Source organism: Streptomyces muensis (assembly GCF_021474425.1).
In the GTDB taxonomy this organism is placed as follows: domain Bacteria; phylum Actinomycetota; class Actinomycetes; order Streptomycetales; family Streptomycetaceae; genus Streptomyces; species Streptomyces muensis.
Genome location: NZ_JAKEIP010000125.1, coordinates 1 through 25,093, shown reverse-complemented (window position 1 = coordinate 25,093; position 25,093 = coordinate 1). Strand labels below are relative to the sequence as shown.

At 71.2% G+C, this 25,093-nt stretch carries 16 protein-coding genes; 4 read left to right on the top strand and 12 right to left on the bottom strand.

Annotated features, from left to right (window positions below):
- Positions 1-491, top strand: a 491-nt coding sequence (locus L0P92_RS26180; protein WP_273634098.1) for an acyl-CoA dehydrogenase family protein, incomplete at its 5' end; no start/stop codon positions are given.
- On the opposite strand, the gene qcrB is transcribed toward L0P92_RS26180, so the two are convergent.
- Together qcrB and L0P92_RS26170 are read right to left on the bottom strand one after the other, a co-directional pair.
- The gene (gene qcrB, locus L0P92_RS26175; protein WP_234765446.1) at positions 469-2,118 is read right to left on the bottom strand and encodes a cytochrome bc1 complex cytochrome b subunit; all 1,650 of its coding nucleotides are present in this window, start codon (positions 2,116-2,118) and stop codon (positions 469-471) included. The two genes, L0P92_RS26180 and qcrB, sit on opposite strands and share 23 nt — an antisense overlap.
- A gap of 85 nt (positions 2,119-2,203) precedes the next feature.
- Positions 2,204-2,929 (bottom strand): vWA domain-containing protein, encoded by a 726-nt coding sequence (locus tag L0P92_RS26170; protein ID WP_234765445.1) that lies wholly within the window; start codon positions 2,927-2,929, stop codon positions 2,204-2,206.
- A gap of 146 nt (positions 2,930-3,075) precedes the next feature.
- On the opposite strand from L0P92_RS26170, the gene L0P92_RS26165 reads away from it, so the two are divergent.
- A complete protein-coding gene (locus tag L0P92_RS26165; RefSeq protein WP_234765444.1) occupies positions 3,076-4,038 on the top strand; it encodes a rhomboid family intramembrane serine protease in 963 nt (320 codons plus the stop codon).
- On the top strand, positions 4,035-4,946 hold the full coding sequence (locus L0P92_RS26160) for a chitosanase (RefSeq protein ID WP_234765443.1): 912 nt from the start codon (positions 4,035-4,037) through the stop codon (positions 4,944-4,946). The genes L0P92_RS26165 and L0P92_RS26160 overlap by 4 nt, the downstream gene beginning before the upstream one ends.
- On the opposite strand, the gene L0P92_RS26155 is transcribed toward L0P92_RS26160, so the two are convergent.
- The 10 genes from L0P92_RS26155 to L0P92_RS26110 all read right to left on the bottom strand — a co-directional run bounded on the left by L0P92_RS26155 (position 4,933) and on the right by L0P92_RS26110 (position 23,659).
- The gene (locus L0P92_RS26155; RefSeq protein ID WP_234765442.1) at positions 4,933-6,519 is read right to left on the bottom strand and encodes an HEXXH motif domain-containing protein; all 1,587 of its coding nucleotides are present in this window, start codon (positions 6,517-6,519) and stop codon (positions 4,933-4,935) included. The genes L0P92_RS26160 and L0P92_RS26155 overlap by 14 nt on opposite strands.
- 41 nt (positions 6,520-6,560) lie before the next feature.
- Positions 6,561-6,761 carry an aldo/keto reductase gene (locus tag L0P92_RS26150; protein ID WP_234765441.1) on the bottom strand — a complete coding sequence of 67 codons (201 nt, stop codon included), beginning with the start codon at positions 6,759-6,761 and terminating at the stop codon, positions 6,561-6,563.
- A gap of 84 nt (positions 6,762-6,845) precedes the next feature.
- A complete protein-coding gene (locus L0P92_RS26145) occupies positions 6,846-7,958 on the bottom strand; it encodes an effector-associated domain 2-containing protein (protein WP_234765440.1) in 1,113 nt (370 codons plus the stop codon).
- Complete coding sequence (locus tag L0P92_RS26140) at positions 7,955-9,124, bottom strand: hypothetical protein (protein ID WP_234765439.1); 1,170 nt, start codon at positions 9,122-9,124, stop codon at positions 7,955-7,957. The genes L0P92_RS26145 and L0P92_RS26140 overlap by 4 nt, the downstream gene beginning before the upstream one ends.
- 52 nt (positions 9,125-9,176) lie before the next feature.
- The gene (fxsT, locus tag L0P92_RS26135; protein WP_234765438.1) at positions 9,177-13,694 is read right to left on the bottom strand and encodes an FxSxx-COOH system tetratricopeptide repeat protein; all 4,518 of its coding nucleotides are present in this window, start codon (positions 13,692-13,694) and stop codon (positions 9,177-9,179) included.
- The gene (locus tag L0P92_RS26130; protein WP_234765437.1) at positions 13,694-14,749 is read right to left on the bottom strand and encodes an AAA family ATPase; all 1,056 of its coding nucleotides are present in this window, start codon (positions 14,747-14,749) and stop codon (positions 13,694-13,696) included. Before L0P92_RS26130 ends, fxsT begins: the two co-directional genes overlap by 1 nt.
- Complete coding sequence (locus L0P92_RS26125; protein ID WP_273634097.1) at positions 14,746-16,344, bottom strand: VMAP-C domain-containing protein; 1,599 nt, start codon at positions 16,342-16,344, stop codon at positions 14,746-14,748. The genes L0P92_RS26130 and L0P92_RS26125 overlap by 4 nt, the downstream gene beginning before the upstream one ends.
- 161 nt (positions 16,345-16,505) lie before the next feature.
- Entirely contained in the window at positions 16,506-17,966 is a 1,461-nt protein-coding gene (locus L0P92_RS26120) for a glutamate synthase subunit beta (protein WP_234765435.1), read from the bottom strand.
- On the bottom strand, positions 17,959-22,557 hold the full coding sequence (gene gltB / locus L0P92_RS26115) for a glutamate synthase large subunit (RefSeq protein WP_234765447.1): 4,599 nt from the start codon (positions 22,555-22,557) through the stop codon (positions 17,959-17,961). Before gltB ends, L0P92_RS26120 begins: the two co-directional genes overlap by 8 nt.
- A gap of 370 nt (positions 22,558-22,927) precedes the next feature.
- On the bottom strand, positions 22,928-23,659 hold the full coding sequence (locus L0P92_RS26110; RefSeq protein WP_234765434.1) for a VIT1/CCC1 transporter family protein: 732 nt from the start codon (positions 23,657-23,659) through the stop codon (positions 22,928-22,930).
- 298 nt (positions 23,660-23,957) lie between these two features.
- Here L0P92_RS26110 and L0P92_RS26105 point away from each other — a divergent pair, with 298 nt between their 5' ends.
- A complete protein-coding gene (locus L0P92_RS26105) occupies positions 23,958-25,025 on the top strand; it encodes an ADP-ribosylglycohydrolase family protein (RefSeq protein ID WP_234765433.1) in 1,068 nt (355 codons plus the stop codon).
- Positions 25,026-25,093 lie beyond the last annotated feature (68 nt).

Below are 25,093 nucleotides of genomic sequence, written 5' to 3'. Positions count from 1 at the left end.
GCCTCACCCCCCTCGACCCCGGCGGCGAGCTCCTCAGCCCCGAGCCCGTCACCGCCCGCGCCCTCACCTACGCCCGGCTCGCCACCGCCGCCCAAGCCCTCGGCGTCGGTCACGCCCTGCTCGACAGGACGGTCGCCCATGTCAGGCAGCGCACCCAGTTCGGCGTGCCCATAGGCTCGTTCCAGGCCGTCAAGCACCGCCTGGCCGACGCCAGGATCGGCCTGGAGTTCGCCCGGCCGCTCCTGTTCGGCGCCGCGCTCACCCTGGCGCCCGCCGACGTCGCCGCCGCCAAGGTCACGGCCTGCGAGGCCGCGTACACCGCCGCCCGTACCGCGCTCCAGCTGCACGGCGCGATCGGCTACACGGCGGAGTACGACCTGTCGCTCTGGCTGACCAAGGCCCGCGCGCTGCTGACCGCCTGGGGCGACCCGGAGGAATGCAGAGCCGAAGTACTGAGCGCCCACGCCCTCAGTGGTGGTCGCCGCTGGTGACCTCGCGGTACTCCTCGACCGTCGGCTTGGTGATCCGGGTCTGCGGCCCGAACATGGCCCGCGCCAGCCGCGCCCGCACCCGCTGGGTCGGGCCGACCCGGCGCCGGACGCCGTTCGCGTCGACGAGCGGGCCGATCTCGTACGGCGGTGGCTGCTCGTGCTGGGTGAGGGTGAACAGCTGCGCCTGCGAGAGGGGCTCGTGGATCTCGATGTAGGCACCGTGCGGGAGCCGTTTGATGGTGCCCGTCTCCCTGCCGTGCAGCACCTTGTCCCGGTCCCGGCGCTGGAGACCGAGACAGATGCGTGTGGTCACGTAGTAGGTGAGGACCGGCACGACGAAGACCGAGATCCGCACGAACCAGGTGATCACGTTGATGGACAGATGCAGATGTGTGGCCACGATGTCGTTGCCGCCGCCGATCAGCAGCACCGCGTACAGGCTCAGCCAGGCGGCGCCGAGGCCGGTGCGCACGGGCACGTTGCGCGGCCGGTCGAGGATGTGGTGCTCGCGTTTGTCGCCGGTGATCCATGCCTCGATGAACGGGTACACACCGAGCGCGAGCAGGATCAGCGGGAAGAGGGAGAAGGGGATGAAGACGCCGGGTTCCAGGGTGTGGCCCCAGAAGTTGATCTCCCATCCCGGCATCACCCGGATCAGTCCCTCGGAGAAGCCGAGGTACCAGTCGGGTTGGGCGCCCGTGGTCACCAGGTCGGGGCGGTAGGGACCGAAGGCCCAGACCGGGTTGATGCTGGCGATGCCGCCCATGAGGGCGAGGACGCCGAAGACGAGGAAGAAGAAGCCGCCCGCCTTGGCCATGTACACCGGCAGGAAGGGCATGCCGACGACCGTCTTCTGGTCGCGTCCGGGGCCCGGGTACTGGGTGTGCTTGTGGTAGAAGACCAGGATCAGATGGGCGACGACCAGGCCGAGCATGATCCCGGGCAGCAGCAGGATGTGGATCGGGTACAGCCGCGCGATGAAGTCCTCGCCGGGGAACTCCCCGCCGAAGAGGAAGAAGGCGACGTACGTCCCCACGATCGGGATGGACAGGATCGCGCCGTGCGCGAACCGCAGGCCGGTGCCGGACAGCAGGTCGTCGGGGAGGGAGTAGCCGGTCAGACCGGTGATGATGCCGAGCATCAGCAGGGTCCAGCCGAACACCCAGTTGATCTCGCGCGGCTTGCGGAAGGCGCCGGTGAAGAACACCCGCATCATGTGCACCAGCATGCCGGTGACGAAGACCAGCGCCGCCCAGTGGTGGATCTGCCGGATGAGCAGCCCGCCGCGCACGTCGAAGCTGATGTCGAGGGTGGACTCGTACGCCCGGGTCATCAGGACGCCGTTGAGGGGCTCGTAGGTGCCGTTGTAGACGACCTCGTTGGTGCTGGGGTCGAAGAAGAGGGTGAGGTAGACGCCGGTGAGGATCAGGACGAGGAAGCTGTAGAGGCAGACCTCGCCCAGCATGAAGGACCAGTGGTCCGGGAAGACCTTGCGCATGTTGGCCTTGGCCAGCGCGTACAGCCCGAGCCGTCCGTCGGCCCAGTCGGCGATCTTCTCGCCCTTGCCGGGCGGCGCGGACCGCCGCGCACCCGTCGTCCCGTCGTTCCCCGATCGTGCGCCGTCCATACGTCGTCGCCTCCCCGTCGGATCAACCACAGGGTGACACGGCCGCACAGGCCCCGCCAACGGGGCGGACACCCCCGGCCACGCGTCAGGACGGCCGTACGATCCCCTGTGCCCGCGCCGCCACCAGCCACTTCGGGAACTCCCCGACCAGGCGGTCGTACAACTCGGCGTCGGACACGGTCCGCGGGTCCGAACCGGCGTGGAAGAACCCGGCGTTGTCGACGACCCGCTTGGCGGGCACGGCGAGATCGTCGAGCTTGCGCAGGAAGTCGAACTGCTTGCTGGTCGGGTCCCCGAAGCCGATGAACTGCCAGAACAGCGGGAGCGGGGCCGCCTTGCACAGGTACCGCTCCGCGGCGAGCTTGTTGATCGGCCCGCCGTCCGTCTGGAAGACCACCAGGGCGGGGTCCCTCGACCCGCAGTCCAGGTAGTGGTCGATGACAGCGTCCATGGCCAGGTGGTAGCTGGTCTTGCCCATGTGCCCGAGCCCGGCCACGATCCGGTCGATCCGCCCCTGGTGGTCGGCCAGCGCGATCTCGGTCTCGGCGTCGACGTCGGTGGAGAAGAAGACGACCGGCACGGTCCCGTCGTCGTCGAAGTGGGCCGCCATCCCGAGCACCCGGTCGGCGAGCGCCTGCACACTGCCGTCCTTGTAGTACGGCTTCATCGACCCGGAGTAGTCGACCACCAGGTAGACCGCGGCCCGCACCCCGTCCAGCCCGTGCTTGCGCAGCGACACCCCGGCGCTCTTGTACAGGCTGACCAGCGCGGGCGCGCTCTCCTCGACCTTGCTGAGACTGATCGCCGCCATATGATCTCCCCCTCGTACGCCTGGCTGGTTGCCGAGGTTACGGCACCACGGCCCCGCCTCTCCCTCCGTCCACAGGTGTTCGCTATTTTGTTCGCCGCCGACCCCACCGGCTCATCGTTCGTCCCGTCCCCATCGAGGAGCCGGCTGTGGAGCCCGAGTCCACCCCTACCCCTTCCACCCCTTCCACCGAGTCCGCGGTCACCACCTGCTATCGCCATCCCAAGGTGGAGTCCCACGTCCGCTGCATCCGCTGCGACCGGTACATCTGCCCGGACTGCATGCGCGAGGCGTCCGTCGGCCATCAGTGCGTGGAGTGCGTGAAGGAGGGCGCGCGGTCGGTGCGGCAGGCACGGACGATCGTCGGCGGCCGGATCGCCGCCACGCCGGTGGTGACCTCCGTGCTCATCGGCCTCAACGTCCTGGCCTATCTGGCCGAGGTCGCGCGCCCGGAGATCGTGGACCGCTTCGCGATGCTCAGCGCCCGGCTGGTCGGCCCGGACGGCCTCTACTACGTCTACGAGCCCGGCCACCCCTCCGGCTTCCACGCCGAGGGCGTGGTCGCCGGCCAGTGGGAACGGCTACTGACCAGCGGTTTCCTCCATCTGCCGCCGACGGAGGGCACCTTCGGGCTGCTGCACATCGTGATGAACATGCTCTCGCTGTGGCAGCTCGGCCGGATCGTGGAGCCCATGCTGGGCCGGGTCCGCTACCTCGCGCTCTATCTGCTGGCGACGCTGGGCGGTTCGGTGTTCGAGCTGCTGCTGACCGACGTGAACACGGAGTCCGTCGGCGCGTCCGGCGCGATCTTCGGCCTCGGCGCCGCGTACTACGTCCTGGCCCGCCGCGTCGGCGCGGACATGCGCACCGTCAACCGCTTCATGGCCTTCCTCCTCCTCTGGCTGCTGCTCTCCGCCGGCCTCACCTCCTGGCAGGGCCACCTCGGCGGCCTCCTCACCGGAGCCGCGGTGACCCTCGCCTACGCCTACGCCCCCCGCACTCCGCGCCGAGCCCTGATCCAGACGGCCGCCTGCGTGGGCGTGCTCGTGCTGCTGGCGGTGGTCGCGGTCGCGAGGGTGTCCGAGCTGACGGGCGGAGGGACGGCCCTGTGAGACGTATCGGTGTTCTGCTCTTCGCGGCCGTTCCCGTCGCCATCGGCGCGGCCGGATACTTCCTCGTCTCGACGGAGTCCGGCGAAAGCCCGGGCGCCGAGCCCACGGTCGTCGCCGCGCAGGACGGGTCCCGGCAGGAGGCCAAGAGCCGGGCCGAGCAGGAGCGGGCGGCGGACGACGAGCTGATCGCGAGTCTGCCACCAGGGCTTGCCGCGCCGGCGAAGAAGGAGCTGGCCCAGCAGCTCGTCGCCACCGCCGAGAGCTCGACTCTGGACTGGCGCCGCACCTACGGTGACATCGAGGACCTCGACGACGGCCAGGGCTACACGGCCGGCACGATCGGCTTCTGCACCGGCACCCACGACCTGCTCGCCCTGGTCGAGAACTACACCGAGGCCCACCCGGACAACGGCCTCGCCCGGTACCTGCCCGCCCTGCGCGCGGTCGACGGCACCGACTCCCACGAGGGCCTGGACCCCGGCTTCCCGGCCGCCTGGAAGGCGGAGGCCGAGGTGAAGGCCTTCCGCGAGGCCCAGGACGCCGAGCGCGACCGCGCCTACTTCGACCCGGCGGTCCGCCTAGCCAAGCTCGACGGTCTCGGCACGCTCGGCCAGTTCGTCTACTACGACGCGATGGTCTTCCACGGCCCCGGCATCGACGAGGACGGCTTCTACATTCTGCGCGAACGCGCCCTGCGCAAGGCCGAGTCCCCTTCGCGGGGCGGCTCGGAGAAGGCGTACCTGGACGCCTTCCTCGACGTCCGCCGCGCGGCCATGCGGGAGCGGCGCCCCGGTGCCGACACCAGCCGCGTAGACACGGCCCAGCGGCGGTTCCTGGAGGACGGGAACCTGTCCTTGACGACGCCTCTGACCTGGCGGGTCTACGGGCAGAGGTTCACCGTGGAGTAGCGGATCCGGGCAGGCGGGCGGACTCGGGGCGGGCCAGTATCCGGCGTGCCGTGCGGCCCGGGTGAAGCGTGGCGTATGCGACGAGACGCCCCGCACGCACGTGCGGATCCACCGGATCGAGCCGGGCGTAACGGCTGGTGGCGGCCTCCGGGTCGTCCGCCGCCAGGAACTCGTCGGCGGTGCGCGGGACACCGGGGCGGACGGCGAAGACATGGGTACGGATGTCGGGCCAGAACGCGGCGGTCGGCCGGGGCGAGGATCGCGCAGGGCGCAGATTGCGCAGCCGCCACTCCGTGCGGTGCAGGTGGGCGGCCGTGCGGGCGCGACGCAGCGCGTCGTCCGGCACGGATTCACGCAGCCAGCCGTCGAGGGTGTCGGCGAGGCCCGCGACCAGGCGGCGGCCCGGCGCGGTGAGCCGGTCGCTGGTGGCGAGGGTGCGCACCACGAGCCTGGTCTGGAGCCGGCGCAGCGCGAAGTAGTAGGCGGCCGTCCCTGGATCTGCGCTGCCGTCGGTCATCCGGTCGCGCCAGAACCCGGTGACCCCGATGAAGGCGTAGGCGCCGTGCAGGAGGCCGGTGAGGTGGCGGGGGTCGGCGCGCCAGGGGGCGTAGTAGCGCTCGGCGCGGTCGTCGTCGAGCAGCGGGAACAGGTGGAGCAGTGCGGCGAGTTTGCTGTGCTGGAACTCGTGGACCAGGGTCTCGGCCAGCATGACCCCGCCGGCCGGACGGGTGATCACCATCGCGCCGTAGGCGTCCCCGGTGGTCGCGGAGCGGCGGACCGTGGGCTCCGGTGGTGGCAGCACGCCGACCCGGCCCCAGGGAACGACGGAGCGGATGCGGCCGGGATCGAGTCGCCCTGGGCCGGGTGCGGTGCGGGCACCGAGAACCTCCACGGCGTCCGCGAACACCCGCCGCCAGGCCGTGAATTCGGCGGTGTCGAGGCGGGCCGGGGGGAGGGGGCCGTCCAGGTCGCGGTAGGGGTCCAGGTCTTCCAGCGGGACGCCCGGGGCGACGCTGCGCAGCGGTAGCCACACCGCGCTCTCGGGCCCGTGGACGGGGCGGAGGGTGACCTGGTCCGGACCGCTGCCGACGGCCAGTTCGCCGGCGTGCACGGTGGCCTGGACCGCCCGGTGTCCCGTCCACCGCCCGGGAAGGCACAGCATCCCCAGTCCCGGGAGCGGCAGCCGGCCGTCTGTGACGGGCACCGGCAGGTGTGCGTCGGTGCCGGCGAGGAGGGCGGCGCTCACCGCGAGGCGGTGCAGATGACCCCACTCCGTCCACAGTTCCGGACCGTCGGCGGTGCCGTGCAGCCGGCGCAGGAGGTGCCCGACCCAGCTGCCCACGGCCGGGCCGAGGAGCAGTCGCTCGACCTGCCCGGTGTCCTGCCGGTACGCGGTGTGCAGGGCCTGCCACGCGACGTCGGGCGAGCCGAGCGGGCCGGCGGGCGCGTCGCGACGGTCGTGCAACGCGCCCAGCAGCAGTTGCCGCCGGGTCCGCTCGCCGCGTTCCAGCTGGTCGAGGGCCTCGTCGGACCCGCCCCCGGTGGCCAGTTCGGCGAGGTGGCGGTCGGCCAACCTCAAAGGCTCATAGGTTCCCTGGCCGTTCACCGTCGGCCCTAGTCCGCGCGGCCCGGGTTCTGCCCGCCCGTGCTGGTGCTCCGCGGGCGCCGGACCTCGATGAGCAGCCGCTCGGGAGGGGTCGGCAGGCACAGGCCGTGCGACGGAGCAAGCGGTACGCCGGTCAGGTCCACGAGGTCGGATTCCCACTCCTCGGCGGATTCCCGCGATGTCGGCTCGGAGCGTACGGACTGGTCCAAGGCGTCCCCCTTCAGGACGGTGGCACGCGATGCCCCGCATCCCTTCCATCATGGCGAAGCGGCGGGGGTCGGGGAACCGCGCGATCACGCCGGAGGCAGCCCCCGGCGTCGCTTCCTGCTGTCTCTGTCGTGGACGAACTCCGTGAGCGCGGCCTTGAGTTCGGTGGCTCTGGCGGGGTCGTCGTCGGCCCCGGTCACGATCTCGTGCAGCTCGGCGGCCGTGTCCTCGTCGAGGCCGTTGAGCAGGTTCATCGCGTCGATCCGGGCGTTGTCGCCATACCGGAGCCGCCCCGCGACCCGGTCCGGCAGGGCGTCGATGAGTGCCCTGCGCTGAACGGGATCCCGGAAGGCCGGGCAGTCGACGAGCGCGTCGACCGCTCTGCGCAGCAGACCCTTTCCGGCCACCGTCGCACGCGGTGCCGCCACGTCCTCGCGTCCGGCGCCACGGATCCGGACGTACGACAGCGGGTGCTCTCCCGCGACGGCCCGGACCTGCGCACGGGCGGCGGCGCAGAACTCCTCCTCGTCCGGGAGGCCGGGGAGGCCGTCGGCTCGCTGCCCGAGCAGGGTGAGGAGCAGTTCGGAGAAAACACCGGTGCGGCGGGCGGGGTCGTTGGCGGCGAGCCGTCCGGGGCCCGCCGCACGCAGTTCGGCCTGCTGGTGCGCGAGGAGACGGCGGCCGTCCGGGAAGGCGTCGGTGGGCAGTCGGCGCGCGAACGCGAGCTCCTCCTCGAAGGTCTCGCAGGCGTCGATCGCCCACAGTTGCCGGTGGAAGCCCGGGACCGCGTCGGTGCGGTAGTGCTTCATCGCGGCGTCGAGGTCGATGTTGCGCTTGTCACGCACGGTGGCGTCCATCGTGAACAGCCGTACGTGGTCGTCGCGGTCGAGCACGCCGTGTCCGCCCCACCAGACCCAGAGGTCCTGGCCGTCGGTGACGGCGGGCAGCTCCTCGACGAGCGCCGCGCGCAGCGTTTCGTGGTCCGCCGGGCGGTACGGCACGGGCGGTGTCTCGCCGGGCAGGGGGGCCAGGTGGACACGCAGGTTGGCGGCGGGGACCCCGGCGCCGTGCAGCAGATGGTAGAGCCGCACCGCGTCGTGGGCCGGTCCCGGCAGGTCCCAGGTGCCACCGGCGGCGTAGGAGTCGATGCCCACGATGAGCGCGTGCACCCGGGAGGGGTCGACGGGGCGGGCCTTCATGGGATGTCGACTTCCAGGCGGCGGTAGACGGCCGGGTTGGTCCAGTACGCGCTGTGTGCCGCGGGGAAGGGCTGACGGGACAGGACCTGATGGTCCTCGACCCGCCCGGGGAACAGTTCCGCACCGACGTGGGCGAGGAGGTCGCGCGGGTCGTAGAAGTTGAGCCAGGGCGGCGTGTGGGCGGGCAGCGGCGCGGGATGCGCCAGGGTGGGCAGCGCTCCGGTCTCGTAGAGGAAGGGCGCCTGGGAGCCGGCCGTGACGACGAGCCGCACCATGGGCAGCGGTCTGCTGATGAGGGTCTCCAGGGCGATGATGCCGCCGAGGCTGTGCCCCACGAAGGTCACCGGGGGCTCCAAGGTGAGGGCGAGCGCGGCGAGTCCGGCGCGGAAGGGCTCCCCGCGGGCCAGGTAGCGCAGGATGTCCCCCGCCGCGGGATGGGCGGCTTCCGTGAGCGGCCGGCGCCTGCGTTCGACGCGCCGCACCACGGCGTTCGACATCCGGTGCAGCAGCCACCTGCGGGGCCCGCGATCGGAGCCGGCGGCGGGCGCGCCCAGGGCTACGCCGAGCATGTCGACGGCCCGGTCGCGTTGGTCCCCGGTGGGGATGAGCGGGTCGTCCGCGTCGAGCGCTTCGCGGACGGCGCCGGCGACGACGGCACGGGCGGCCACCTCCGCGAGGGTGGCCGGGTCGAGGGCGTCACTGGCGGGGCCCAGGAGAGGCTGCGACGCCAGGAGCGCGGCCTGCCGGGCGAGGGCGTGGCGGTCCGGCCGAGCGAACTCCTCGGCGTCGGTGTCCAGCCGTTCGCCGAGGGTGTCCAGGAGGTGACGTATTCGGTGGCCGGGCGGCGTCGACCCGGGTGCGAGTTCCTCCGTCGCGGGTCCGGCCGCCGCGGCGAGGGCGAGTTCGGTGTACGGGTCGGCGTAGAGGACGCCCCAGGCCTCGTCGTCGGGGTCCTGCGCGGCGAGGGTGCGCGCGGTTCCCGGCGACGAGGGCGGTAAGCAGGCGCCCTGGGCGGCAAGGGTGGCTCCGTGGGCCTCGCCCCAGTAGTACGGGACCACTTGGAGCGAGGGGCGCAGCGCCTTCAGGCCGGTGCTGAAACGACCGTACAGTTCGCCGAACGCGGGCTCACGGACGCCCGTGCCATGGATGAAGACCACTGTGGACATGTGTGCCCCCTGCTCGCTGCCGTTCCCCTGCCCCCGAGTCGAGGAACCGTCGCTACAGCGGCATGGGAGCGGGATCCGCTTCGACACGGTGCCCGAACCTGGCCGCCATCAGCCACGGATGGCCGTCGCGGACCACCCGCGACAGCCCTTCCACCGCCCGCCTGCGCAGTTCGTCGGCGCGGGCCGTGGAGCCGAGGCCCCTCAGGTCGAGGGCCAGGTTGGCCATGCAGGCCAGGGTCACGGGATGGGCTTCCCCGGCGATCTCGGTCAGCCCTTCGAGCGCTGTCTCGTCGATCTCCCGTGCCTGTCCGAAGTCCAGGCTCGCGTAACGGTTGTTGGCCCGCCCCAGCATGACCATGAGGGTCACCACATGGCGTGCCCCCAGGGTCGTCTCCAGCCGCTCGGTGGCCTCGTCCGCCAGTCGCTCCGCCTTGTCGAGGTCGCTGCGGGCCCGGTGTGTGGCGGCCAGGTTGGCCATGGCCATCAGGGTGTAGGCGTGGTCGGGTCCCAGCCGGTCCCGGAACTGGTCGAGGACCTGCTCACCCAGTGCCCGCGACCCCTCCAGGTCGCGCAGCAGCCGCCGGTCGACGGTCACCTGAAGGGCGGTGGCCAGCGTGTCGGTGTAGTTCGAGCCGTAACGGACGCTGTACAGCCGCAGCGTCTCCTCGCTCAGGCTCGCCGCTCCCTCCAGGTCCCCGTCCCGGCGCCGGGCGAGCGAGAGCATGCGGGCCGCGGTGAGGGTCTCCGGCGCCTCTTCCCCGTACGTCGCCCGGTAGGTGTCGTACGTCTCCTCCTGCTGCTCGCGGCCACCGTGGTAGTCGCCGCCTTCGAGGATGTCCCAGCCGAGCCCGTTGAGCGTGTTGAGGGTGAGGACATCGGTGGGGCCGTTGAGGAGTTCCCACTGCCGATGGGTCTCGGTGTCCAGTTCCCTCGCCGCTGCGAAGTCGCCGCACAGACGCAGTGCCACGCCGTAACTGTGCGCGGCGAGAAGGGTGTTGAGATCGTCGGGGCCGAACCGGTCACGGGCCAGTTCGACCGCTTCCCGTGCCTGGTCCCGGGCCTCGGTGAAGCGGCCCGCGTAGCACAGGGCGCCCGACATCTGCCACATGGAGTCGATGAGGTCCTCGTCGGGCACGCCGACGCGGCGTGAGACGTCCAGGGCGTCCTTGTTGAGGGTGTAGGACTCCCCCACCACGCCGGCTCGGCGCAGCAGGAAGCCGAGGATCTTGGCGATGCGGATGACGTGCAGGTTCTCCTCGCCGCTGTCGTGCAGCCAGGCCGTCCAGGCGTCCCTGGCCAGTTCGATCGCGGCGTCGTGGTCACCCCAGTAGTAGAGGTAGAGCACGGTGTCGTAGACGAGTTCCCGCACGTACGTGTCGGTGCTGCGATGCGCCTCGGACGCCTTGATGTGCGGCAGCAGTCGCTGGTACTCGGGCCACTGGGTGGACTGGGCGTAGTGTCCGGGCCGGTTGCTGGAGAGCAGGAGATGGGCGACCTCGCGCATGGCGGCCCGGCTGTCCGGGTCGAGTTTGGCGAGCAGCACGGTCTGCAGCAGGCGGTGCATCTGGAGGGTGCCGGAACTGTGGTTGAGGCGTACCAGCGAGAACTGGTTCAGGACCCGGGTCGCACGGCTGAGGCCGATGCTGTCCGCCAGGACGGGCCGCAGGGCACCCTCGGTGCCGCCGCCGCGCCCCAGGCGCAGCACGCTCAGCGGTACGGGTTCGGGGGCCATGCAGGCGCACACGTCGAGCAGTCGCCGTGCCCCCGGGTGTTCCCGCGTGAGGTGGTCGAGGGAGATGTCCCAGGCCGCCGCCACCGACACCGGATAGTCGGGCGAGGGGTCCAGCTCCAGGATCTCGGGCTGGCGGGCGTCGAGCAGTTGCAGGTATTCGTCGATGGCCATGCCGGTGTTGGCATGCCAGGTGCCCGCCTGCTCCACCGCGAGCGGCAGGTCGCCCAGCGCCTCGGCGAGCCGCTCGGCGTCCTGGGGGCTCAGATCGCGGGCACGGCGTTGGAGCAGCTTGACCGACTCGTCCCGTTTGAAGACGTCGACGGACAGGGGTGTGGCCACCCGCTCCCAGTCGCGGTTGCGCGAGGTGACGATGATCTTCCCGGGGCCGTCGGTGGGGAAGTAGGAGCGCACCGAGTCGACGGCCTCCGCGTTGTCGAAGACGAGCAGCCAGTTGTCGTACGGAACACCCGTTCGAAGCGCCTCGCGAACGGCGGGCACCGCCATGTTCGCCTCCTGGCTGGTGGCGAGGCCGAGTCGGGAGGCCAGTTCGGCGAGCGCGCCGAGAATGAGGCTCTCGCTCTCGGCGGGGATCCACCAGATGACGTTGTAGTCGGCCCGGTGCGCATAGACGTACTCGATCGCGATCTGCGACTTTCCGACGCCGCCCATACCGTGCAGGGCGTGCGGGAGCACCGCGGCCGTGCTGTCGTCGCGCAGTTGCCGCTCCACATCGGTGAGCAGTTGCTCGCGTCCCGTGAAGTACCGGTTGCGCGGTGGCACGTTGCCCATGATGGCGGGGGCGCGGGCCGCACCGGAGGGTGGACGCGCGGGAGGCGGTTCGGGGGTGCGGACGGGGGCGGGGCGCTCGCCGTCCGCGGTGGGCGCCAGGTCTTCCGGGAGCTGCGGCGGAGTCTGTTTCATCGGTGACGTGGTCGGATGAGTCGGCACTCCGCCTCCTTGAAATTCGTTCGCCTGTCGCGCCGAGTGACTGCCCACATCACCGATATTCTTAACATCAGGATTCACCTGAATGTGGGCATTTGCGCTGATTACGGTGTCCATGAGCCGGGCACGCAGGGCATGCCGCCCCGAGAGCGCGTTGAGGACCGCCCGTTCGAGCCGGACCCGGCGGACAGCGGTGGGGTCCGGCAGCTCCGCTTCGAGCGGATCGAGCAGGGCGGCCAGCAGCGCGGCACCCTCGGCGCCGGCCGCCGGCAGTTCACCGAGTGCCGTGACGACACGGGCGAGTTGGGACCGGGTACTGGTGGCGAGCAGGGCCTCACGGACCCCGGGCGCGAAGTCCGCGAGGCCCGCGTCGGCCGACGGGCCGCCCTCGTGCCGCGCCGGGGCCGGTGCGTCGGGGCAGGTCCCCCAGTCGATCAGACCGCCCGTCAGCACCTCGGCGATGTCCGCCGGTTCCGCCTCGGGCAGCATCCGGGCGCACAGCTGGCCGATCAGCGTCAGGTCGAAGGGGGCGGCGGCCAGATGCGTGGCGAGGCGGCGGGCGACCGGTCCGGCGGCCTCCAGGAACCTGTGCACGGTGGCGCTGGTCGCATACCGGGTGTCGGTGTGCGGCGGCCGTACGCCGCGGGCCGGTGTGCCCTTGGCGAGTGCGCCCGCCGGCACGATCGGCAGGACCCTGCGCACCCCGTGTCCGCCCCGGACGATGTCGGCCCAGGCCTGGAAGGAGCCCTCCTTCAGGGAGAGGACCGGTACGGGGACGATGCCGTCGTCCGCGGCGGGGAAGGGGCGCAGCGGGTTCGGGTCCTCCTGGCGGGGGCGGTGGGCGAGCGAGGTGTTGGGGGCGTTGCGGCCGCCCGCCTCCAGGAGGGCCGGATGCGGGTAGAGGGACGAACGGTGCCGCAGGTGCGGCGGCAGCAGATGGACGACGGCGGTGGGGCCGGCCTGGGCGAGCCTGCTGAGCAGCCGGTCCGCGGCAGGCGCCGCCCAGCCGTGCGCGAGCCCGTCGGTGACCAGCAGGAACACGCGCTCGCCCCGGCCGTCGACGAGTTCCCCGGGCGCGGCGGTGGCTCCCGAGTCCCAGCGCACCGAGGTGTCGCCCTCGGACGAGAGCGACAGCCGTGCCGTACGTACGTCCCGGAAGGCCCCGCTGTGCCGGGCGGCCGCGGCGAGCGCGGCCACCTCGGGCTCCCAGATGGTCAGGGTGACGCAGCTGTCGGCGAGCAGCACGAGGTCGAGGGCCGTGACCGGGGTGGGGACGAACACGGGCAGCCACAGCCCGTCCGCGAGCCCCTGTTCCGCGGTGGCCTGCTCGTCGAGTTCGACGCTGCCGCGTGAAGGCACCGTGGCGTCCAGCCGGTGCAACGCGCGAGCCAGGGCGGCGGCGAGCCCGCGTAAGCGCTCCTGGCGGGGCGGCCGCTCCTCGTCGGGGCCGGCCGGTTCGTCGGGCTGCGGCGGCTCGAAGGACTCGATCAGCTCGGGAGATACGGCGGGAGCACCGCGGGCGAAGGACGGTCCCAGGTCCGTGAACGGGGCCGGCTCACCTGCCGATAAGGACTGCCGGGCAGATGGGTGGGGCGCGGACGCGGCGGATGGATCCGGTGCCGGCCGCGGCCCCGCGGGGTGTTCCGGGAGGCTCTCGGCGGGCGGGCCCGGTGCCGCTGTGCGGCCGAGCCTGATCCAGGTGTCGGTGAGCCAGCCGGCATCGGCGAGGTCCTGCCAGCGCAGCACCTCCTCGGTGTCCCCCCGCGGCAGCGCGGCCTCACCGTCTCCGTGCTCCGCGAAAGCCGCGCCGAGGCCCGTGTGCTCGGGGGCGGTTCCCGGTGTTGTGGTGCTGTCGTCTGGGGCAGGTGCGCGTTCCCGGGCAAAGCCGTCCATCAGCGGCCCTTCGCAAGGTCGCGCAGCAGGGTCTCCACGAGCTTATCCCCGTCCGCACCGGTCGGGAATGCGTGGGAGGCCGAGAGCCTGACGGCGTTGAGGAGCTGATCGATGGAGTGGGTGCCGCCCCCTTCGATGCGCTGCAGGAACTGGTCGACGATCCGCTCCGCGCCCTCGGTGGTGGCCTGGAGATGCGCTTCGAGCATGGCGAGCAGCTGGGCACGGCTCGGCGGACGCAGATGCAGCGGGAGGCAGCGCCTGCGGAAGGCCGCGGGGAACTCCCGCTCTCCGTTGCTGGTGATCACGACGACGGGGAACTCCCGGCACTCGACCCGACCGCCGCGGATCACGGCCCGTCCCTCGGGATCGTCGGTGTACACCTCGACCTCGGGGCGACCGCTGCGTACCAGTTCGGGTATGTCGTACGAGCCGTTCTCCAGCGCGTGCAGCAGATCGTTGGGCAGGTCGATGTCGCTCTTGTCGAGCTCGTCGACGAGCAGGATGCGCGGACGCTCATAGGCGAGCAGGGCGGTGCCGAGCGGCCCCAGGGTCACGAAGTCCCCCAGCGGCGGCTGTCCGGGCGGCTGGGCGTCCCCCGCGGCCGGGTCCGTGCTCGCGCCCCGCCAGGAGGCTATGGCCTGGGCGCGGCCGATGGCGTCGTAGGCGTACAGACCGTCCCTGAGGACCGTTCGGCTGACGATGCTCCATTGCAGGACGCGGCCGAGACCGAGCTCACGGGCGATCAGGTAGGCGAGCGTCGACTTGCCCACGCCCGGCGATCCGGTGACCAGGAGCGGGCGGCGCAGGATCAGGGCCGCGTTCACCAGGTCGACGCTCTCGTCGTCGAGTTGGCCGACGGACTGCACGACGCCGAGGCGGCGCACCTCGCCCGCGCGGTCCGGGGGCGCGGGACGCTGAAGCGGCTCGCCGCCGAAGGCGCGCCAGGGCGGGGCCGGGGGCAGCTTCGGCGCCCCCTCGGGCTCCTCGGGCGGTTCACCCGTGGCGTTGAAGATGCGCCAGGCGGATGCCGTCACATGGTTGTCACGGGCGTTCATTCCGCGAGCTCCTCGTGCTCGGGCGGGTCGAAGTACGCTCCCACCAGCCGATACGGGTCATCCCAGAACAGAACGATGTGCTCCCCGATGTCCGGGGACTTGTTGAGCGCGGCACGCACCCGCAGTTGCCTGATGGTCTGGGGTATGTGGGAGGGAGTGGGCGCGGCAGAGAACACCGCTTGAAGCTGTTCCCTGCTTTCGTGGGCGAAAACGCCCCGGCGATCCCACACGGCGACGCCCACCCCCTCCGCGACCGCGGAACGCAAGGCCGCGAGCGGTGGGCCGCCCGCGGGGGCATCGAGAAGCACGACGGTGCGCTCGCCGTGCAGCGCCAACTCGGTCTGCCAGTCGGACAGGCGCTCCATGTCGTTCTCGCGCCAGTGATGCACCTGTGCGCCCCCTGCGTGCAGGGCTCGCCACCTCGACCGCCAGAGGGCGAGCTGGATCGGGTCGCCGCCACGCATCCGCTCCAGGCAGCGCAGATGCACCGGGAACCGCGGGCTGATCGGCAGACTCGCGCCGTCCCCCGTCTCCAGCGGCAGGGCGGTGACATCGCGGACCAGCCACTCATAGGGCAGCGCGAACTCGATGTAGGGCGGCGGGAGTTCGGGCCCGGTGTCGGCATCGTGAGCCTCCGCCCACAGCCGCGCCCCGGCCCTGACGGCGCTCGTCACGGCGTCCGCGAGGCCCTCGGGGGTCGTGGTGCGCGAGCGGCCCTGGCGGGGGTTCCAGCGTCCGGGTACGGGGTTGACCCAGTACTGCACCTCGATGTCCGCGGTGCCGTCCCGGGCCGGGTCGACCATGACGAGGAGACAGCGGGGGGCTTCGGCCGCGGTGACCGGCCGGGCGCGGGCGGCGCGGCGCCGCTCGAGCGCCTGGCCGAGTTCGAGCCGCCCGGCGACTCTCGCGGCCAACTCCCGTAAGCGGTCGGCGGGTTCGCCGGGCGGGGTCAGGTCCGCGGCGAGGTCGAGCAGGAGCACGGACGGGGGCAGCCCGTCGGGCTGGTTGTTGAGCGTGAGGGCGCGGCTGAAGAGCTGTCCGATGTCGAGGTCGGGGCTCAGCGGGATGGACAGTTCACGGACGAGCCCCTCCCGCAGTCGCCGCACGGGTAAGAGAGGGGGCATGGACAGCAGTCTGCGGGCTGCTGCCTGCTCCTCCCAGCCGAGGGGTGCGTCCATACGAAGGTCGGGTCCCGTGTCGGTGTCCTGCCGGACGGGGTCGAGCAGGCATCCGATCTGCGCGGCGACCTCGGCACCCGCGAAGAGTTCCGTGGTCTCCACGAGCGCGTGGACCCCCTGGGACACACGCAGGGCCGCGCGCACCATCCGTGCGATGTCGATGCGAGCATCACCCGTCAGCGTGGCCGCTATGCCGTAGTCCTCGTCCAGGGCTTCGGCGAAGGCGGCGCGGCTGCGTGGGTCGCGCATGCAGGACAGCCCGCAGAGCGCGTCGACAAGCGGCCCGCGCCGGAAGTCGGCCGACCCGCCGTCCGCTCGTACCGGCCTCACCCCCGTCGCCACCGACTCATCCCCCGCCAGTCGTTGATACGCGCGACCGAGACGCGAAAGTAACACGCCCACTTCCCGTTGTTCCATCGGTCGTCAGGGATGTCTACCCCGGGGGAACCCGCCAGAAAGCGTCGCGACGCCCGCCCAGCGTCCGGTCGGGGACAGTAGGGCGAGCGTCGCGTTCAGTTCCGTACGCCGTTGTACGGGACATCTGGGGAGTGACCCTCAGGTCACCTCTGGTACGGCCGTCAGACCATCAGCGCGCGGTCCGTCGGCTTGATCGGGGCCGGCAGTTCGCTGGCGCCGGTCAGGAAGCGGTCGCAGCCACGGGCGGCGGAGCGGCCCTCCGCGATGGCCCACACGATGAGCGACTGGCCGCGGCCCGCGTCACCGGCGACGAAGACACCGGGGACGTTGGTCTGGAAGTCGGCGTCGCGGGCGATGTTGCCGCGCTCGTCGAGGTCCAGGCCGAACTGCTCGACCAGGCCGTTCTCACGGTCGGTGCCCGTGAAGCCCATGGCCAGCGTCACCAGCTGGGCGGGGATCTTGCGCTCCGTGCCCGGCTTCGGGGTCAGCTTGCCGTCGACGAACTCGACCTCGGTGAGGTGCAGCCACTGGACGTTGCCGTCCTCGTCGCCCTCGAAGTGGGTGGTGGACACGGAGTAGACCCGCTCGCCGCCCTCCTCGTGCGCGGAGGTGACCTTGTACAGCATCGGGAAGGTCGGCCACGGCTGGTGCGGCGCGCGGTCCTCGCCCGGACGGGGCATGATCTCCAGCTGCGTGACGGACGCAGCGCCCTGACGGTGGGCGGTGCCCACGCAGTCGGCGCCGGTGTCGCCACCGCCGATGACGACGACGTGCTTGCCCTCGGCCGAGATCGGGGAGGTGACGTAGTCGCCCTCCTGGACCTTGTTGGCCAGCGGCAGGTACTCCATCGCCTGGTAGACGCCCTTGAGCTCGCGGCCGGGAACCGGGAGGTCACGGGCGGTCGTGGCACCGGCGGCGATGACGACGGCGTCGTACCGCTTCTTCAGGTCGGTCGCCTTGAGGTCGCGGCCGATCTCGATGCCGGTACGGAAGCGGGTGCCCTCCGCGCGCATCTGCTCGATACGGCGGTTGATGTGCCGCTTCTCCATCTTGAACTCGGGGATGCCGTACCGGAGAAGGCCTCCGATGCGGTCCGCGCGCTCGTAGACGGCGACGGTGTGGCCGGCCCGCGTGAGCTGCTGGGCGGCGGCCAGGCCCGCCGGGCCCGAGCCGATGACGGCGACGGTCTTGCCGGACAGGCGCTCGGGGGCCTGCGGGGCGACGGTGCCCTCGTCCCACGCCTTGTCGATGATCGAGACCTCGACGTTCTTGATGGTCACGGCCGGCTGGTTGATGCCCAGCACACACGCCGACTCACAGGGAGCGGGGCACAGACGGCCCGTGAACTCCGGGAAGTTGTTCGTGGCGTGCAGGCGCTCCGACGCCGCCGACCAGTCCTCGCGGTAGGCGTAGTCGTTCCACTCGGGGATGAGGTTCCCGAGCGGGCAGCCGTTGTGGCAGAACGGGATGCCGCAGTCCATGCAGCGGCTGGCCTGCTTGCTGATGATCGGCAGCAGGGAGCCGGGGACGTAGACCTCGTTCCAGTCCTTCAGACGTACGTCGACCGGGCGGGACTTGGCGACCTCGCGGCCGTGGTTCAGAAAGCCCTTCGGGTCAGCCATTGATCGCCGCCTCCATCATCTTCTCGGTGATCTCGGTCTCGGACAGACCGGCTCGCTCGGCGGCGTCCTTGGCGGCGAGCACTGCCTTGTACGTGCTGGGGATGATCTTGCTGAAGCGGTCGACCGCGGTGTCCCACTCGGCCAGGAGCTTCTCGGCGACCGTGGACCCGGTCTCCTCCTGGTGGCGGCGGACCACGTCGTGCAGCCACTGCTTGTCGGTGTCGTCGAGGGCCTCGACGGCGCTGACGTTGCCGACGTTGACGTTGTCGCGGTCGAGGTCGATGACGTACGCGATGCCACCGGACATACCGGCCGCGAAGTTACGTCCCGTCTCACCGAGGACCACCGCGTGACCGCCGGTCATGTACTCGCAGCCGTGGTCGCCCACGCCCTCGGAGACGACCGTCGCGCCGGAGTTGCGGACACAGAACCGCTCACCGGTACGACCGCGCAGGAACAGCTCGCCGCCGGTCGCGCCGTAGGCGATGGTGTTGCCCGCGATCGTCGAGTACTCGGCGAGGTGGTCGGCGCCCCGGTCGGGACGGACGATCACCCGGCCGCCGGAGAGGCCCTTGCCGACGTAGTCGTTGGCGTCGCCCTCCAGGCGCAGCGTGACACCGCGCGGGAGGAAGGCGCCGAAGGACTGGCCGGCGGAACCGGTGAAGGTGATGTCGATGGTGTCGTCGGGCAGGCCCGCGCCACCGAACTTCTTGGTCACCTCGTGGCCGAGCATGGTGCCGACCGTGCGGTTGATGTTGCGGACCTTGACCTGGGCACGCACCGGCTGGGCGTCGGTCGCGGAGTCCGCGGCCAGCGCGTCGGCGGCGAGCTTGATGAGCTCGTTGTCGAGCGCCTTCTCCAGGCCGTGGTCCTGCTCGATCAGCTGGTGGCGCACCGCGCCCTCGGGCAGCGACGGCACGTGGAACAGCGGCTCCAGGTCCAGGCCCTGGGCCTTCCAGTGGTCGACCGCGCGGGTCACGTCGAGGGCCTCGGCGTGGCCGACGGCCTCCTCGATGGTGCGGAAGCCCAGCTCGGCGAGGATCTCGCGGACCTCTTCGGCGATGTACTGGAAGAAGTTGACGACGTACTCGGCCTTGCCGGAGAAGCGGTCGCGCAGGGTCGGGTTCTGGGTGGCGATGCCGACCGGGCAGGTGTCCAGGTGGCAGACGCGCATCATGACGCAGCCGGAGACGACGAGCGGCGCGGTCGCGAAACCGAACTCCTCGGCGCCCAGCAGCGCGGCGATGACGACGTCACGGCCGGTCTTCAGCTGGCCGTCGGTCTGGACCACGATGCGGTCGCGCAGGCCGTTGAGGAGAAGGGTCTGCTGCGTCTCCGCGAGGCCCAGCTCCCAAGGTCCACCGGCGTGCTTCAGCGACGTCAGCGGCGAGGCACCCGTACCGCCGTCGTGGCCGGAGATGAGCACCACGTCCGCGTGCGCCTTGGACACACCCGCGGCGACCGTGCCGACACCGACCTCGGAGACCAGCTTGACGTGAATCCGCGCCTGCGGGTTCGCGTTCTTCAGGTCGTGGATCAGCTGGGCCAGGTCCTCGATGGAGTAGATGTCGTGGTGCGGCGGCGGGGAGATCAGACCGACACCCGGGGTCGAGTGACGGGTCTTGGCCACCCACGGGTAGACCTTGTGGCCGGGCAGCTGGCCGCCCTCACCGGGCTTGGCGCCCTGGGCCATCTTGATCTGGATGTCGTCGGCGTTGACGAGGTATTCGCTCGTCACACCGAAGCGGCCGGAGGCGACCTGCTTGATCGACGAACGCCGCGCGGGGTCGTACAGACGCTCCGGGTCCTCGCCGCCCTCACCGGTGTTGGACTTGCCGCCCAGCTGGTTCATGGCGATGGCGAGGGTCTCGTGCGCCTCCTTGGAGATGGAGCCGTACGACATGGCGCCGGTGGAGAAGCGCTTGACGATCTCGCTGGCCGGCTCGACCTCGTCGATGGAGATCGGCTGGCGGTCCGACTTGAAGCCGAAGAGTCCGCGGAGCGTCATCAGGCGCTCGGACTGCTCGTTCACGCGCTCGGTGTACTTCTTGAAGATGTCGTAGCGACCGGTGCGCGTGGAGTGCTGGAGGCGGAAGACCGTCTCCGGGTCGAACAGGTGCGGCTCGCCCTCGCGACGCCACTGGTACTCGCCGCCTATGTCGAGGGCGCGGTGCGCTGGCGCGATGCCGCTCGCCGGGTACGCCTTCGCGTGGCGGGCGGCGACCTCCTTGGCGATGACGTCGATGCCGACGCCGCCGATCTTGGTGGCCGTGCCGTTGAAGTACTTCTCGACGAACGCGTCGTCGAGACCGACGGCCTCGAAGACCTGGGCGCCACGGTAGGAGGCGACCGTCGAGATGCCCATCTTGGACATGACCTTCAGAACACCCTTGCCGAGGGCGTAGATCAGGTTGCGGATGGCCTTCTCGGCCTCGATGTCCGACAGGAAGGTGCCCGCGCGGACGAGGTCCTCGACGGACTCCATCGCCAGGTACGGGTTCACGGCCGCGGCGCCGAAGCCGATCAGCAGGGCGACGTGGTGGACCTCGCGGACGTCGCCGGCCTCGACCAGCAGGCCCACGTGGGTGCGCTGCTTGGTGCGGATGAGGTGGTGGTGGACGGCCGCGGTGAGCAGCAGCGACGGGATCGGCGCGTGCTCGGCGTCGGAGTGCCGGTCCGACAGGACGATCAGGCGGGCGCCGTTCTCTATGGCGGCGTCGGCCTCGGCGCAGATCTCCTCGATGCGCGCGGCAAGGGCGTCACCGCCGCCGTGCACCCGGTACAGACCGGACAGCGTCGCGGCCTTGAAGCCGGGCATGTCGCCGTCGGCGTTGATGTGGATGAGCTTGGCCAGCTCGTCGTTGTCGATCACCGGGAAGGGCAGGGTGACCGAGCGGCAGGAGGCGGCGGTCGGCTCCAGCAGGTTGCCCTGCGGGCCCAGCGAGGAGTTCAGCGAGGTGACGAGCTCCTCGCGGATGGCGTCCAGCGGCGGGTTGGTGACCTGCGCGAACAGCTGGGTGAAGTAGTCGAAGAGCAGCCGCGGGCGGTCGCTCAGCGCGGCGATCGGCGAGTCGGTGCCCATCGAACCGATCGGCTCGGCACCGGCCTTGGCCATCGGCGCGAGGATGACGCGCAGCTCCTCCTCGGTGTAACCGAAGGTCTGCTGGCGGCGGGTGACCGAGGCGTGGGTGTGCACGATGTGCTCGCGCTCGGGCAGGTCGGACAGCTCGATCTCGCCGGCCTCCAGCCACTCGGCGTACGGCTTCTCCGCCGCGAGCTGGGCCTTGATCTCGTCGTCCTCGATGATGCGGTGCTCGGCGGTGTCCACGAGGAACATCCGGCCGGGCTGCAGACGGCCCTTGCGGACGACCTTGGCCGGGTCGATGTCGAGGACGCCGACCTCGGAGCCGAGGACGACGAGGCCGTCGTCGGTGACCCAGTAGCGGCCGGGGCGCAGGCCGTTGCGGTCGAGCACGGCGCCGACCTGGGTGCCGTCGGTGAAGGTGACACAGGCCGGGCCGTCCCAGGGCTCCATCATCGTGGAGTGGAACTGGTAGAAGGCGCGCCGGGCCGGGTCCATGGAGTCGTGGTTCTCCCACGCCTCCGGGATCATCATCAGCACGGAGTGCGGCAGCGAGCGGCCGCCGAGGTGGAGCAGCTCCAGGACCTCGTCGAAGGACGCGGAGTCGGAGGCGTCCGGGGTGCACACCGGGAAGACGCGGTCGAGGGCCTTGCCGTCGTTGCCGAACAGGTCGGACACGAGCTGCGACTCACGGGCGCGCATCCAGTTGCGGTTGCCCTTGACGGTGTTGATCTCACCGTTGTGCGCGACGAAGCGGTACGGGTGGGCGAGCGGCCACGACGGGAAGGTGTTCGTCGAGAAGCGCGAGTGGACCAGGGCGATGGCCGAGCCGAAGCGGCGGTCGGACAGGTCCGGGAAGAAGGGCTCCAGCTGGCCGGTGGTCAGCATGCCCTTGTAGACGATGGTGCGGGCCGACAGCGACGGGAAGTAGACGTCGATCTCGCGCTCGGCGCGCTTGCGCAGCACGAAGGCCTTGCGGTCGAGGGCGATGTCCTTCGAGGACCCGTCCGCGACGAAGATCTGACGGAAGACGGGCATCGTCGACCGGGCGGTGGCACCGAGCAGCTCGGGGGCGACGGGAACCTCACGCCAGCCGAGGACGGTGAGGCCCTCCTCGGACGCGATCGTCTCGATCTTCGAGACGGCGTCCTGGGTGCCCTCCTCCGGCAGGAAGGCGATACCCACGGCGTACGCACCGGCCTCGGGCAGTTCGAACCCGGCCACCTCACGGAAGAAGGCGTCCGGCACCTGGGACAGGATGCCCGCGCCGTCACCCGAGTCGGGCTCGGAGCCGGTGGCGCCGCGGTGTTCGAGATTGCGCAGAACGGTGAGCGCCTGCTCGACCAGCGTGTGGCTCGCCTCGCCGGTGAGGGTGGCCACGAAGCCGACGCCACAGGCGTCGTGCTCGTTGCGGGGGTCGTACATACCCTGCGCAGCAGGGCGAGCATCCATGAAGGACCAGTTCTGGCCATTCGCGGAGTGCTGGGACGGCTGGCGCGGCGTACGCATCGGCTCTCCCGTCGTCGTCATCTGGCATATGCAAATTGCCGAGGGACGACGTTGGCCCTCTGCGTGAGTGCAAAATTTCGTGCAGGTTACATGATGGGGCGGTTCTCGGGAAGCGGGATAATCCGTTCCATCATGCGGACACCAAGGGCTGCAGCAGGGGTTCCGCGCCCATGGCTTGAAGTATGTGGGGATCGAGCGGGACAGGTCCATGTCCGTCGGTCCGGGGGCGGAGGGGGCGTCGTCGCCCACCCCGCGAGTGCGCCGCAGGCGTCATTGCCCACAGCGCTTACGGCTCATGCCCGGTGGTCACGCATCCGAAACCAGCGAGTAACGGCTACTTATGCGGCCCAACGCATAAGTTCCAGCCGAGCTATCCTACGGCCGTTCCGAACCAACTGCCCAGGGCGTACGTCACACCGGCCGCGGCACCACCGAGCGCGAGCTGCCGCAGCCCGCTGTACCACCAGGTCCGCGCCGTCACCTTGGCCACGACCGCACCGCACAGGAACAGCCCGACGAGCGCCAGCAGCAGGGCCGGCCACAGCGAGGTCGCACCGAGCAGATATGGCAGTACGGGCAGCAGGGCGCCCAGCGCGAAGGACCCGAACGACGAGACGGCAGCGACCAGCGGCGAGGGCAGATCGCCGGGGTCGATGCCGAGTTCCTCGCGGGCGTGTATCTCCAGGGCCACCTCGGGATCGCGCGAGAGCTGCTCGGCGACGGCCTTGGCGAGCCGCGGCTCGACTCCCCGCGCCTCGTAGAGCGCCGCGAGCTCGGCCTCCTCGTCCTTCGGGTGCTTCCTCAGCTCCCGCCGCTCGACGTCCAGCTCGGCCTCGACGAGCTCGCGCTGCGAGGCGACGGAGGTGTACTCACCGGCGGCCATGGAGAAGGCGCCGGCGGCGAGACCGGCGAGCCCGCTCAGCACGATGGTCTGCTGCCCCACGGCCCCACCGGCGACACCGGTCATCAGCGCGAGGTTGGAGACCAGCCCGTCCATCGCACCGAAGACCGCGGGCCGCAGCCAGCCGCCGTTCACATCGCGGTGCGTGTGATTGTCACGGTGCGCCTCGTGCAGCGCGGCCTCGGTCTCGATGATGGCCATGAGGGGTCCCCCAGAAAGATCGGAAAGCCCAGGAGCTCAGGAGCTCAGGTAAGGCTGTCTTTAGACAAGTTCTACTCTTCGACAACGCCAAATCTACGCCCGCCCATTCCTCCCCGCCAGCAAGGAAAGGCTGGGCTAACCTGCGGTTTTCCCTTAGAACGCTCATTCGTGTAGATGCCTGCACAGATGTCGACCGGGTGACAGTGAGCCTCCCGAGGCTCAGGTCAACCGCCGACGGTGGGACACATCCGCAAAGGGCTCCGCGCCCTGGCGGAGCCCCCCGGAGGAGAGGCCGCGCATGCCATCCATCGCCTGCATCCCCTCGGTCCCGGCGCCCGGAGACGCCGCCGAACTCCGCGAACGGGCGCGCGGCGCACTGTTGGGTCTGGCGGTCGGCGACGCGCTGGGCGCCCCCGCGGAGAACATGAAGCCCTCCGAGATCCGCGCCCGCTGGGGCCGTATCACGGGCTACGTGTCCGACAACCCCTCCGGTACGGACGACACCGAGTACGCGATCTTCTCCGGCCTCCTCCTCGCCCGCCACGGCTCGGCCCTCACCCCGGCCCATGTCGAGGCGGCCTGGCACGAGTGGATCGCGGACCGGGCGGAGGGCCCCTTCCGGGGTGCCGGCTTCAGCGAACGCGGCACGCTGGAGAACCTCCGCCGAGGCCTCGCGGCCCCCATCTCCGCCCAGCACCGTCACGCCTGGAGCGACGGCCTCGCCATGCGGGCGGCGCCCTTCGGCGTCTTCGCCGCGGGCCGCCCGGCCGAGGCGGCCCGTCTGGTGGCGATCGACGGCTCGGTGAGCCACGACGGCGAGGGCATCTACGGCGGCCAGGCGGTCGCGGCGGGCGTGGCGGCGGCGATGGCGGGGGCGCCGACGATCGCCGTGGTCGCCTCGGCCCTCGCGGTGGTCCCGGACGACTCCTGGACGGCCCGTTCCCTGCGCCGGGCGGTCGCGGTGGCCCACCGAGGCGAACGCGCGGTCCGCTCCGCGGTCGTCATCGGCGGCTACCCCTGGACCGACCTGGCCCCCGAGGCGGTCGCCCTGGCCTTCGGCGCGTACGCGGCGGCGGACGGCGACTTCGTCCAGGCGGTCCTCACGGCAGTGAACATGGGCCGCGACGCGGACACGACGGCAGCGGTGGCGGGAGCCCTGTCCGGCGCGACCCAGGGCGCGTCGGCGATCCCCACGGAGTGGGCGGCGGCGATCGGCCCGGCGAGGGGAAGCTGTCTGCCGTCGATGGCCGGGCACCACGTACTGGACGTGGCGGAGCTGCTGGTGACAGGGGAGGACAGGAAGTGGGCGACGGGCGGCCTCACGGCGGCCGAGCCCCCGACACCGCGCACGGAGGCCCACCGATGAGGCCACCAAGCCCTTGGGACGAGCCCACCTCGACGACGCCACCCCTGGACCCCGATCCCACCCTGCTC

Bases quoted from the DNA above. Each gene is read 5' to 3' on its own strand.
- qcrB (WP_234765446.1), bottom strand. From the start codon at position 2,118: ATGGACGGCGCACGATCGGGGAACGACGGGACGACGGGTGCGCGGCGG.
- L0P92_RS26170 (WP_234765445.1), bottom strand. From the start codon at position 2,929: ATGGCGGCGATCAGTCTCAGCAAGGTCGAGGAGAGCGCGCCCGCGCTG.
- L0P92_RS26145 (WP_234765440.1), bottom strand. From the start codon at position 7,958: ATGAAGGCCCGCCCCGTCGACCCCTCCCGGGTGCACGCGCTCATCGTG.
- L0P92_RS26140 (WP_234765439.1), bottom strand. From the start codon at position 9,124: ATGTCCACAGTGGTCTTCATCCATGGCACGGGCGTCCGTGAGCCCGCG.
- fxsT (WP_234765438.1), bottom strand. From the start codon at position 13,694: ATGGACGGCTTTGCCCGGGAACGCGCACCTGCCCCAGACGACAGCACC.
- L0P92_RS26130 (WP_234765437.1), bottom strand. From the start codon at position 14,749: ATGAACGCCCGTGACAACCATGTGACGGCATCCGCCTGGCGCATCTTC.
- L0P92_RS26125 (WP_273634097.1), bottom strand. From the start codon at position 16,344: ATGGAACAACGGGAAGTGGGCGTGTTACTTTCGCGTCTCGGTCGCGCG.
- L0P92_RS26120 (WP_234765435.1), bottom strand. From the start codon at position 17,966: ATGGCTGACCCGAAGGGCTTTCTGAACCACGGCCGCGAGGTCGCCAAG.
- gltB (WP_234765447.1), bottom strand. From the start codon at position 22,557: ATGCGTACGCCGCGCCAGCCGTCCCAGCACTCCGCGAATGGCCAGAAC.
- L0P92_RS26110 (WP_234765434.1), bottom strand. From the start codon at position 23,659: ATGGCCATCATCGAGACCGAGGCCGCGCTGCACGAGGCGCACCGTGAC.
- L0P92_RS26105 (WP_234765433.1), top strand. From the start codon at position 23,958: ATGCCATCCATCGCCTGCATCCCCTCGGTCCCGGCGCCCGGAGACGCC.